The organism is Chitinophaga niabensis (assembly GCF_900129465.1).
Taxonomy (GTDB): Bacteria; Bacteroidota; Bacteroidia; order Chitinophagales; family Chitinophagaceae; genus Chitinophaga; species Chitinophaga niabensis.
Map to the genome: position 1 here is coordinate 1659587 of NZ_FSRA01000002.1, position 12114 is coordinate 1671700.

9 protein-coding genes are annotated in these 12114 nt (G+C 46.0%); 2 read left to right on the forward strand and 7 right to left on the reverse strand.

Annotation, left to right across the window (positions count from 1 at the left end):
• Positions 1-19: 19 nt before the first annotated feature.
• The 7 genes from BUR42_RS24010 to BUR42_RS24040 form a co-directional block, all read right to left on the reverse strand.
• Positions 20-421: a hypothetical protein gene (locus tag BUR42_RS24010; RefSeq protein ID WP_074242111.1), complete on the reverse strand. Its 402-nt coding sequence runs from the start codon at positions 419-421 to the stop codon at positions 20-22.
• Positions 418-1248, reverse strand: coding sequence for an NmrA family NAD(P)-binding protein (locus BUR42_RS24015; protein WP_074242112.1), 831 nt, complete (start codon positions 1246-1248; stop codon positions 418-420). The genes BUR42_RS24010 and BUR42_RS24015 overlap by 4 nt, the downstream gene beginning before the upstream one ends.
• Positions 1249-1291: 43 nt before the next feature.
• Positions 1292-1723 (reverse strand): MarR family winged helix-turn-helix transcriptional regulator, encoded by a 432-nt coding sequence (locus BUR42_RS24020; protein WP_074242113.1) that lies wholly within the window; start codon positions 1721-1723, stop codon positions 1292-1294.
• A gap of 44 nt (positions 1724-1767) precedes the next feature.
• Positions 1768-3465, reverse strand: a complete 1698-nt coding sequence (locus tag BUR42_RS24025) for an OmpA family protein (RefSeq protein WP_084185788.1) — start codon at positions 3463-3465, stop codon at positions 1768-1770.
• A gap of 21 nt (positions 3466-3486) precedes the next feature.
• Positions 3487-4467: a PorP/SprF family type IX secretion system membrane protein gene (locus BUR42_RS24030; RefSeq protein WP_074242115.1), complete on the reverse strand. Its 981-nt coding sequence runs from the start codon at positions 4465-4467 to the stop codon at positions 3487-3489.
• A 25-nt stretch (positions 4468-4492) separates the two neighbouring features.
• Positions 4493-8530 (reverse strand): T9SS type B sorting domain-containing protein, encoded by a 4038-nt coding sequence (locus BUR42_RS24035; protein ID WP_074242116.1) that lies wholly within the window; start codon positions 8528-8530, stop codon positions 4493-4495.
• A gap of 443 nt (positions 8531-8973) precedes the next feature.
• On the reverse strand, positions 8974-9363 hold the full coding sequence (locus BUR42_RS24040; protein WP_074242117.1) for a hypothetical protein: 390 nt from the start codon (positions 9361-9363) through the stop codon (positions 8974-8976).
• Positions 9364-9532: 169 nt separating this feature from the next.
• Between BUR42_RS24040 and BUR42_RS24045 the strand changes: the two genes are divergently transcribed.
• Both BUR42_RS24045 and BUR42_RS24050 read left to right on the forward strand, forming a co-directional pair.
• On the forward strand, positions 9533-11494 hold the full coding sequence (locus BUR42_RS24045) for a tetratricopeptide repeat-containing sensor histidine kinase (RefSeq protein WP_084185790.1): 1962 nt from the start codon (positions 9533-9535) through the stop codon (positions 11492-11494).
• Entirely contained in the window at positions 11481-12113 is a 633-nt protein-coding gene (locus tag BUR42_RS24050; RefSeq protein ID WP_074242119.1) for a response regulator, read from the forward strand. The genes BUR42_RS24045 and BUR42_RS24050 overlap by 14 nt, the downstream gene beginning before the upstream one ends.
• The last annotated feature ends 1 nt before the right edge of the window (position 12114 follow it).

Consider the following 12114-nt stretch of genomic DNA (forward strand, 5'->3'; position numbering starts at 1 on the left):
GTGGGTTTTGCTGTAGAGCTCAGATTTGTTTGTTAAAAGGCTCATGTTTTGCTTTCAGGCGTTTCGCAATAAACGGTACTAAAAAAGCGCATAACAGTCCTGCCACAAAATGCATCGGAATGTCCATTACCCGGAACGCCGGAGGAACAGCAGACCCGTCTTTTAAAGTGGGATGCCCCATTACACTTAATATAGTTACGATAACAGCACCTGTTTTAAAGAGCCATTCTCTTTTACGTAATAACCAATAAACCAGTGAACCCGCCAGTATTGTTGAAAACGACATTACCAGTATAGGCATCACGCCAATGATCTCAGCCCAGGGATTACCATTTTTTGCCGTATTGATGTAGAACCATACCAGGTTGATGATGGCTGCTATGCTGGCGGTAATAAGCCAGGCTTTCAGGATCGTTTTCATATGAAGGATTTAGAATGGTCTTTTGCAAAATCGTAAATGCTTCTTCCGGGTTTTCCTAAAATTTCTGCAACGTTATCAGAGAACAGTTTTTCCGCAGCACCAGACCGTTGGCCCATATCAACAAGCAGGTTCATCTGAACGGCCCATTCCGGGAAACCTGCTTTTTCCATACGTGCTTTTCCTTCTTCCGGTGTTTGGGGAATATAGGTGACTGTTTCGCCAATGGCATCGCTGATGGCGGCAGCAACCTCATAATAACTGACAGGTGCAGGCCCCGAGAGCGGGATGATCTTATTGATATACTTTTTGGGATCAGTGAGTAATGTAAAGGCCACTTCTCCAATATCCCTGGTGTCTGTAAATGCTTTTTTCCCGTCACCTGCAACAGCATAGATCTTCCTTTCCTGCCGCACATTGTTGGCCAGGTTGCCCAGCCAGTTCTGCATGAAGGTCTGCGGTTGTAAACTGTTCCAGTTCATACCGGAATTGCGGAGATATTCTTCTATCTGCCAGTGTACCTGTCCCGTTCTGTCTTTTGATGTGGGCGATGCACCGGGAGTGGAAAGCTTTACAATATGTTCCACACCTGCATCTTTAGCAGTATCAATGAACCTGCGTTGTACATCAAACATATCTGCTGTTACAGCGGTATTGAGGAACAGCTTTTTTGTTCCGGCCGGTATATTATTTTCCACCCAGTTTATATGGGGTAGTATAACTGATCTTGAAAGATCGCTTGTGACAGCATTACAGGGAATACCAGCTGCCGAAAAGAATTTTATTATTTCACTGCCTGTTTTGCCTGTGGCACTTAATATGGTGAACATAGTAATATATTATTTAGTCGACTAAGTATATAGATAAAAAAACTTACTTCAAATTGATGAGTACCTGTTGCAGCAATTCCCGCAGCGTATTTTCCTGTTTTTCCGTTAAACCTTTTGTGGTAAGTGATTCCATTGTTTTCCAGACCCTGGCGATCTTGGTCAATGCTTCTTTTCCTTTGGGAGTGAGGTATATCCTGGATGTTCTTTTGTCGTTGGCATCTTTCTCTTTTTTAATCATCCCGGATGTTTCCATCCTCTCTATCATACTTGCGATGGTGCCATGCTGGATGCATAACTTTTCTACCAGTGAAGAGACTGTCTGCCCATCTTCTATGCTCAGGTGATAAAGTAAAGCATCCTGCCCGGAATGGATCTCCGCTTCGGCTAACAAGGCATTGCTTTTGTTCCTCCGCAGCTTGCAGATCTGGATCAGCAGATTGCCGATAGCGTTATTTTGGGCAGGCTGTTTGGTCATAGAACACAAATATAGGGAAATATATTTAGTCGCCTAAGTATTTTTTATTTCTCCACTTCAAACTCCGTCCGCCGGTTTTCCCGATGCTGTATTTCCGTGCAGGAAACGCCGTCCGTACAGTCATTCACCGGTTTTTCTTCTCCATAACCTCTCGCCGTCATCCTGTTCCGGGCAATACCTTTTGCCACCAGGTAATTCACTGCGGCCTGTGCTCTCCTTTGAGACAATGCAAGATTGTATGCCTTTTTGCCTCTTGCATCCGTATGCGCATTGAGTTGAATGCGGATCTCCGGTCTTTCTTTCAGCCTGAGCGCTAATTCATCCAGGTCCCTGGCAGCATCTTTTTTAATACTGGCTTTATCGAAATCATAATAGATGATCAGGCGGATAGGTTCTTCTACGGGAAGAGGATTGGGTAATGTGGTAACCGGTTTCTCTTTTTCTTTTTCCTTTTCAGGAACTACGGCTACCGGTGCTTTTACTTTTTGCTCGTAACTGTAAATATCATCACTGCCTTTGCCTCCCGGCCGGTTAGAAGTAAAATATCCTCCGGAAAAATAAAGATCATCTGCCGGGCTGTTCATGGGGGTACCGAGGTTTACAGGTTGCCCGTTCTCTATTCTGTATATATCCAGTCCGCCCATACCAATGTGCCCATCTGAAGAAAAATAAAAAATGCCGTTTTCATCTATATACGGACTCCTTTCCTGCCCGGTAGTATTGACCCCATCACCCATTTTAACAGCTTCTCCCCAATTATTATCACCTGTTCGTTCACAATAATAAATATCGGTACCACCCGTTGTACCCGGCATGTCTGAAACAAAATACAAGCGTTTGCCGTCCGGTGTAATGAACGGATCACCTACTGAATAGGCTAATGCATTATTATAACGGAAGGGAACAGGTGTACTCCATGCGCTGGTATCCGTTGCCCTGCTCACGGAAAACGTTTCTATATAGATGCCATAGGCACTGTCTTTTGCAAGGAACTTCCGGGGCTTCTTCGCAAAATGGGTTTGGGTGAAGAACATTTCCAGTCCATCTTTACGGATGCTGGGCATGCCGCTATGATAAGCTTTCCCAAGGTTCACAGGCGTAGCGTTGTTACCCGTATACAGTTGCAGATAGTTGTTGGCGGTCCATCCATACTGATCTGTACGCACAGGATTGCCATTGGAGAATTTGAGGAAATGTTTTTTGCGGAATGCCGCCGGCTTGTCTGAAACCCAATATAACTGGTCACCTTCTTTCAATGCGCCCATATCAGTGTATGCACTGTTTAGCTGAGCCGTATTGATTATAACTATTGGTTGTGGAGATTGCATCCACCATGCAGCAGAATCACAGGAAACCAGCAGCCTGTTAAGTTCGGCTGCTGGTACGGGGTTTCCATTCATCGTAAGACAGCGGGAGAATTGTTCCTTTGCCGTTGCGTATTTGCCATTTTGTTGTAACGCTAATCCATAGTAATAAATATCAGGTGCCGTTGCTTCCGGTAATATTGCCAGGCGGCCATACCATTTTTCAGCAGCAGGATAATCCCGCAATTGCCTGTAAGCATTGGCGGCTGCACGGGCATTTGCAGCAGTTGCACGTTTGTTATAAGCCTTTTCATACAACGAGGCGGCTGCTGCATAATGATATACTTCCTGCTGGGAAGCTGCTCTGCGGGTAATGTACTGTCCTGCTGAAGCGGTATATACAAGCAGGAAGCCGGATATGATGATGAATAACTTCATGTGTTTGCTCCGTTTAATGGATCAGAAGTAACGCGGTGTAAGCATTCTTGCTTTCCGGGGGGTGAAGAAATAACCAAGGGATATTTCATGCGAACCATAATTATAATCTCCTAATTGATTCAGAGGGATATCATAACCATAGCCGATCCTTAATTTCTGTGCCACATAGATCTCCGCCAGCATTACAAACGCCGCTGGTTTTTTCAGCGCAGGGTCCAGGTCTTTTTTCTTGATCACATTAAAAGCTGTTCTGTAGGAAGCGCCTATCCATATCTTTTCTGCAATAAGCAGGAATGCATTCAGGTCAAGACTGCCCGGCCCCGCAAAATCTTCCTTCCACATAAAAGAAGGTTTCAATAGGAAACTCTCTGAAAGGGGGACCAGTCCGCCTGCTGTGAGATAGGCATGCATCTTTTTCTCCGGGAAATAATGCTCCGGATCTTTATTAGGATGCATATAATGCACCAGGATGTTATCTACGGAAAGCCCTGCATAGATGCGGTCGTTACTATAATAGATCCCGGCGCGCGCATCCGGCAGGAGGATAGACCTGCGCTGATTGAGCAGTACAGGGTCTGCCACATCGTTGGGATCCAGCTTGCTGCCATTCAGTTGATAGTTTACAATACCTGCACCAATGCCCAATGCTAACCGGCCTCCTTTATCCGGATCACCAACAGGGATACGGTAGGCATAGTTTAAATATGCCATGGTATTTGATTCTGCGCCTATTTTGTCGCTCATCAGCTGAAGCGCCAGGCCTACTCTTTCATTGTTCGCAGTAGCATCAGCTGCGAAAGAAATGGTTTGCGGCGCGCCGTCCAATCCTGTCCATTGATTACGGTAGAAGGCAGAGAGATTGAGCTGTTCGCGGTATCCTGCATAGGCGGGATTGATATAGATGCCGTTGAACATATACTGACTGAACTGTGCATCCTGCTGCGCTGTAGCAGACAAACACAGGAGTAAGGAACTTGCAAGCGTGATAAAATATGCTTTCATGTGCTTTGCTTTATAAGTGATGCGATCACCTGTTGATCATAAGATATCCTTTCAGGTCGTGATTTTTCCCTTGCCTGTCTGTTAACCGGAGGATATAGAAATAAGTGCCTTCTGCTAATCCATTGCCTGTCCAGTCATTAGTATAGTTGCGTTTCTCATAAACATGATTACCCCAGCGGTTGATGATCGTTAACTGGTTCTGTGTATAGAGTTCCAGGCCTTTGATCACAAAGCGGTCGTTGAATCCGTCTCCGTTTGGTGTGATCACATTCGGTATTTTCAATCCTACTATTTCTTTGGGTGCTGCGGCAGTATTATTAGCCGGTACATTATCTGTCTGGCTCGAAGCAATGGTCACAGTGTTTTGTATAACGCCCAATTGCGTAGGTTTCACGGTAATAGTGAGTGTATTGGATGTGTTCGGCGGCAGTGCAGGAATATTCCAGGTAACTGTGCTGTTGCCTGTTACGGTGCCTGCACTCGCATTGGTACTTACCAGTTCTACTGTGACCGGTAGTACATCCGTTACCACTACGTTCGTAGCTGTACCCGGACCATTATTGCTGGCCGTTATAGTATAATTGAATGGATCTCCAATACCCGTTGGTGCGTTATCTGCTACTACGGTTACTGATACATCAGCCACCGGTACGGTTACCCTGATGCTGAAAGTGATGCTCACCGTACAGTTGCCACCACCGGTATAACTATAAGTAAGCGTATGTGTACCCGCACCTGCTGTTGCCGGATTAAAGTAGAACCGGCCAGCTTCAGTTACCACACCTGTTCCGCTAAAATTGCCACCGGTAGTATTACCCGTTAGTTCACGCCTTGCATCAGTAGTGGTCATATCCGCCGTGCTACTGGTAACCTGTAATGTTGGTTTTGCAAACACAGTAACGGTGAGGGATGCACGGGGGCTTTCACAACCACCCGCGTTTGTCTGCGAAGCCCAGTATGTGCTAACACCTGCTGTAGTAGTTGATGGTATAACAGGTGATGCCAAGGCTAATCCTCCAGTTCCTATATTGTACCATTTGATGTTTGTACCCGTAGCTGTTAGGGCTGTGGCTACATCTCCCTGGCAGTAGGTAATATTCGCAACAACGGGTGCAGCCGGAGTTGCAGGTTGTGCATTGATGACTACCTGTGTTGCAGTAGAAGTACAACCCGCCGCATTCCTCGCAGTTACCTGGTACGTCCCTGGAGCTACATTGGTGAATGTTGGCCCTGGGAGGTAATCTGTTCCGTTAATAGCGTATGTTAAGCCAGCTACAGCAGTCACAGTAATTGTACCTGTTACCACAGCACATGTTGGTTGTGTAGGAATAGCGGCAGGTGCAGCCGGAGTTGCAGGTTGTGCATTGATGACTACCTGTGTGGCAGTAGAAGTACAACCCGCCGCATTCCTCGCAGTTACCTGATACGTCCCTGGAGCTACATTGGTGAATGTTGGCCCTGGGAGGTAATCTGTTCCGTTAATAGCGTATGTTAAGCCAGCTACAGTAGTCACAGTAATTGTACCTGTGGCCACAACACATGTTGGTTGTGTAGGAGTAGCAGTAGGTGCAGCAGGAGTTGCAGGTTGTGCATTGATGACTACCTGTGTGGCAGTAGAAGTACAACCCGCCGCATTCCTCGCAGTCACCTGATACGTACCGGGAGCTACATTGGTGAATGTTGGCCCTGGGAGGTAATCTGTTCCGTTAATAGCGTATGTTAGACCAGCTACGGTAGTCACAGTAATTGTACCCGTTGCCACAGCACACGTTGGTTGTGTAGGAATAGCGGCAGGTGCAGCCGGAGGAGGTGTTACGGTGATCTCAATAGCCGTGCTTGTAGAAGAACATCCCGAATTTACTACCCGCCTGAACCATGCAGTAGCACTTAAAGCAGCCGGTGTATAGTCCTGTGTATTATTAACGCCGGCAGCAGCTGCAAATCCTGCACTACTACTGGTTGTACTGGATTCCCATAGATATACAAAAGCCCCGGTACCACCGGTAGGAATACTTCCTGTCAACACAGCAGGTACCGCTCCCGGACAGATCTGCTGTGCAGCACTGATGGTATTATTCGTTACAGCACTACCTACCGTGACAGTGCTTGTCTTAATATTATTACATCCTGCTCCTGAAGGTGCTGCATCACATTCTGCCAAAGCATCTGTTGGAACAGCATTATCCGGGTTTGTGGCATCAGGGTCTGTGATATCAGCCGTCCGCGTAATATCAGCGGATGTACTGATCGAACTTCCTGTAACCGTTCCTGTTATCGTAAACACAATCGTACCACCATTGCTCATGCTTAGATCTGCATGATATACACCGGCTGCATTCACTACCCCGCTTAATGTAACTGTTCCATTTGTAACGGCATTGGTTACAGTCGCTCCCGTGAAAGTCGGGGGAAAGCGGAAATTAAAGGGTGCATTCGCAACAGTACTCGGCCCATTGTTCTGCACTTCCACTTCATAACTGGCGGACGTACCTGCACAGAAAGCAGCAGCGGAAGGTGTGATACGTACCACTTCAAGGTCCGCCTGCCCCACTACAAGGTTCACTGTATTCAATAAAGGTGGGCTGCTGATATAGCTCCAGCTATCCATCCCATTATCATTCCCAAAGTTCAGGTTCCAGATATGACCGTTGATAGCGCTGCTTTGCCCGTCCAGGTTACGTTTGGGAGAAGACGGTGTTCCAATGTTGGGGATATTGGTATCATCCCAATACAGCATATTATTCGGTGCACCCGGTCCGTTTATGCGTGTTACAATAATACCTGTTGGATTCCTTTCCACATCCAGCAAAGGAAAATGTACCTCTCCGCTGAAGAGTTCAATGTGGATACTACCCGGCAGGAAAGTTGTGCCACCGGGTACGGGATTTCCTTCTCCATCCAATGCATCCCAGGCTACAGTATTATTACCGATCACCGCAGAACCCGTCAGCAAGCGATCAGCCAAGTCTGTGAAGATGCCATTCTGGTTAACATCCAGGCTGATCCTGTAAGCTCCTGCTGCAGTAGAGTTAAAAGTAAAATTACCTCCAAGCGGAGCCGTGCCTGATTGATTAGGCGTACCTTCTATTCCCGTAAAAGTAAAATTGCTCAGCGTTGGAACAACCGGTGTAGCGAGCAGCCATGTTGTTTGTCCGCCAACGGTAGGAGCTGAAGCAGGAAGATCACTATTAGGAGTAGAGAAAAATAATTTATAGGTGACGTTTGTTGCATCGTCCGGCATAGTAGGATCATGCACAGGAATAGTGCCCGCAGTGGTACCAATACCTGCAATGCTATGATAACTTGCATCGCCGGACGCATTTCTGAATCCTTTGTTATTCACAAAGAAATCAAAAGCAACACCCTGCATACCATTTGCATTTACGGTGTATTGATAACCATCGCGCGTGAGGATATTAAAAATACCGTTGAAGGAACCAAAATTAGCACCCACACTGGAAGTGATGCCGGCAAACATATTCAGATATGCCCGCCCGTTTATAAATGCAGTATTACCTGCATTCCGTACACTCACATCAAAAGCTGCAATATACCAGCTGTTAGGATTCTGCGTCCATGGATTGTTTGCAGGAACAATTGGAGCAGTACCTCCCGCCACCGCCGGATTAGTGGGATTAAAAGTAATCTCCCAAACACCCGCCTGCCCTGCACCTACGTTAACGATGTAGGGGTTGTAGCCCGGGTCCACACCATTGGTCGTTAAACGGGGGCCAAGGGTTTCTTCTGTTCTGTCTGCTATAAATCCAATGGTAGTACTATTCCCTGAAGTACCTGTACTGCCATCAGGAGCGCGCCAGGTAATAGTTCCGGCACCAATACCCTGGGCACTGGAGCCCAAATAGATCCTTTCGCCCACATTAGCATAGACCTTAATAATACCAAGATAAGGGAAGGGGAACTGATCAGTGACAACTGTACTGCTTCGCCAGAAAGCACGGGAGCCTCCGTTGGCAGATAATTCTTTACTGCCTTCGGCGTGAATCTTTGGAGCGCAGCAAACTAACAGTGCAGTGTATACGAATACGCGCAAGGATACATGCATAATATGTACTGCTTGTGTAGACTGGGGGGCCAGACAACAGGTTTACCGTTTTGCACGAGGGAATAAACAGGGTTAAACGCTCTCAGATGCGCTTATACTGCAAAGTAGGGTAGGCTATGAATTCGATTGCTTGAAAGAATTGGAACAGGGAATCAACTATATGCTAATTTAAAATAAATTATCTGGATTTATTAAATATCATGATATATATTATTTGTAGCAATTTGTGTATTCCATTGCTGTGGTGTTATTTAGGAAGCCGTAAAACATGTCGCACCATATACTTTGATGCTTTTTTACCGAATCGTGTTCAGATCATTTGTTCGCTACGGGTTCGCCACGTGTTTTACCAAGGTTTACCTCGCCTATAGGCTAAAATAATATCGGCTCCCTTTACCAAAAGTAAAAGGAGCCGATGGGGCTATGGAGTTGTAGGGTAAACTTTAGAAATAGAAAGTGGCAGATGCGTTCAATACACCGCCGGTTGAGGTGCTTTCTTTTTTAACTACCCCATCCACAATGATCTGTACTTTCATGTTAGCGGAAGCATTGGCAGGGTTGCCCAAGGCTCCAAAAGAAACCGCGGCTGTACTCGCCGGCATATTAAACTCCTGGCTTTCCCAGGTGCCTACACTCAGGTTGGAGATGGTGGTGTTCTCTCCACTTGCCGCTATATATATCACCGTGTGAATAGTAGAGCCGGAAGAAACCTCTGCCCTGTATTTAATTCTATGACCTGTTGGTTTTGGATCGTCGCCTTTTCCTGAACATCCTGCAAAAGCCAGCATGCATAATAATGCGGGGAATAACAAAAGCCTCAATGATAATTTCATGATTTGATGATTTACGTTAAATGGTGATTCGGTTTAAGTCTCTGCGATGTAAAGGTACTTCTACTTACAGCTGCCGGTCAATCCTGATAACAGGGATTTATTTCTACTGGTTTTTCAGTATATTTTTACTTTATTCGCGTAATTATCAATTGTTAAGTACCTTGTTTCCATGACCCGCTTCCTACTGATTATTTGTTTCTTCGTTTGCCTGGCGCCGTTATGCACCGCCCAATTGCCTTTATTAAAGAAAGGATATGTAGATAGTATTGAACAGGTGTTACAAAAGGAGAAGAACGACAGCCTAAAGTCCAAACTTCACTTTATACTGGTTTACAGCTATCTCGCTAAAGGTGATACTGTAAAAGTATTACATCACCTTATGGAAGGCCGGAAGTTTGGCCGGAAATACCCGCTTATGTTCGCTCAGTCCTATGCGCATGAAGGGTACTATTATATTAATAAAGACATCCCCAGAAGCCAGGCTGCCTATATGAAAGCGGACTCCATCCTCATCGGGCAAACATCAAAAGACGCCTACCGGGTCCGTTCAAATGCATGGCAGAACTATGCCGTGATGCAGCAGATACAGGATGATGATGCGGGTTACGTGGAAATTGTTTTGAATAAAGCTATACCACTGGCCAAACTGTCGGAAGACAGTTCGCTGCTGGGTTCTGAATACGGAAACGTAGCCGTGGCATTCACCAATACGGAGCAGTATGAAAAAGCGGAAGAGTATTTCAATGAAGCGCTTGCCATATTAAAACCCTCTGCCAAAGAGCCTACCCGGTTGCTGATGGTATACTACCGGGCAGGGGAGAACTATATCAACTTAGGAAAATATCCGGAAGCCAAAAAAGTACTGGATGAGATGAAGGTGCTGCTTGAACCATACCCCGAACTTGAGCTGAATGCAGGATATTATCTTGTAGAGGGGCTCTATCGCCACAAGATGAAACAGTATGATTCGGCACTCGTGAGCTATGATAAAGGGATTGCATCAGCAGGGGGGGTGAACGGAAAATACAGGATAGATGAACTGGAGATCCTGAAAACAGAAACCCTGATAGAACAAAAAAAATTCGAAAAAGCAAAAGAGTTGTTACTGCGCCTGGCAAAAGACGAAGACCTGATGTCTACAGACCTTAACCGCTTAAAGGTTTATGAAGGGCTGGCTGCTTCCTACTCAGGACTGGGCAACTATTCCCAGGCCAATGCTTTATTGAAGCAATACAGCGAACTAAACGACAGCCTGCATAGGACCAGGATGAAGCGGGACATCAATGCATTGGAAGTAAAATATAAGAACGCAGAAAGTCAGAAAGAGATCATATCACTGAAAGCAAAGAACGAACAAACTGCGCTCTCTTCAAAGAACGCCTGGCTCCTCACCACCTTGCTTGCCTCAGTAAGTATCTTCCTGCTGGTAGTGATCATATTCGCCCTGCTATATTACCGGAGTCAGAAAAAGCTGGCCGCCAGACAGCTACAGGAGATCGAACAACAAAAAGAGCTGGAAATAGCTAAGGCCATGCTGGACGGGGAAGAAAGCGAACGCCGCAGATTAGCGCGCGACCTCCATGATGGATTAGGCGGTATGCTGGCCGGTGTAAAAATGAACCTCTCCGGAACTGCCAATATCACGCAGGACGAAAAGTTATTCCAGGTTATTCACCAGCTGGATAACTCCGTAAGCGAATTAAGAAGGATCGCCCGCAATATGATGCCGGAATCCCTGCTGAACTTTGGATTGGAAACTGCGCTGAAAGACATGTGTGAATTAAACTTTGCACCCGGATTAGAGATCCATTTTCAATCATTGGGCGTGCAGCCAAACCTGCCGGAAAAAACACAGATCATTATTTACCGCATTGCACAGGAACTGTTGGCCAACGCCATCAAACACTCCGGCGCTAACAGGATCATGCTGCAATGCAGCCAGAATGAAAATATCTTTTACCTGTCCATTGAAGACAATGGAAAAGGTTTCGATCCAAAAGCAGACAGGCAAAAAGGGCTGGGCTGGGATAATATCAGGAACCGCATTGAATTCCTGAAAGGTAAAATTGAAATAGACTCCGTGATTGGAGAAGGCACCACCATTAATATCGAGTTAAATGTCAGCGAATAATTTAGTTATTGTAGATGATCATCCTATCGTGATACAAGGATTGTCTGCCTTATTACAGGGAGAAAACGATCTGCATATAGCGGGGACCTTCACAACCGGGAATGCCTTCCTCGCTTTCCTGAAAGGAGCGCCTCAGGTAGATATTGTTCTACTCGATATCACGTTACCGGATATAAGCGGCGTAGAGGTATGTAAAGAAATAAAGCGGCTGTCTCCGGAAACCAAAGTGCTGATCATCAGCAATCACAGCGAACGCAGCATTATTATGCAAATGCTGCAACAAGGTGCCAGCGGGTACCTGCTGAAGAATGCTTCATCAGAAGAACTCGTGAAATGTGTACATGATGTGCTCGCCGGAAGGATTGCCCTCAGTGCAGAAGTAACCGCTATCATGACGCGTCCTTTGCAGAATGAATTAAAGAACATTCCTCATTTAACCAAAAGAGAGATACAGGTATTAGGCATGATCGCGGAAGGAAGAACATCTGCCAGTATCGCAGAAGAACTTTGCGTGAGCCAGTTCACGGTAGAAACTCACCGCCGCAACCTGATGCAGAAGTTTGATGCGAATAATACGGCTGCGCTTATCAAGATGGCGTCCGAGCATAAGTTGTTGTAAT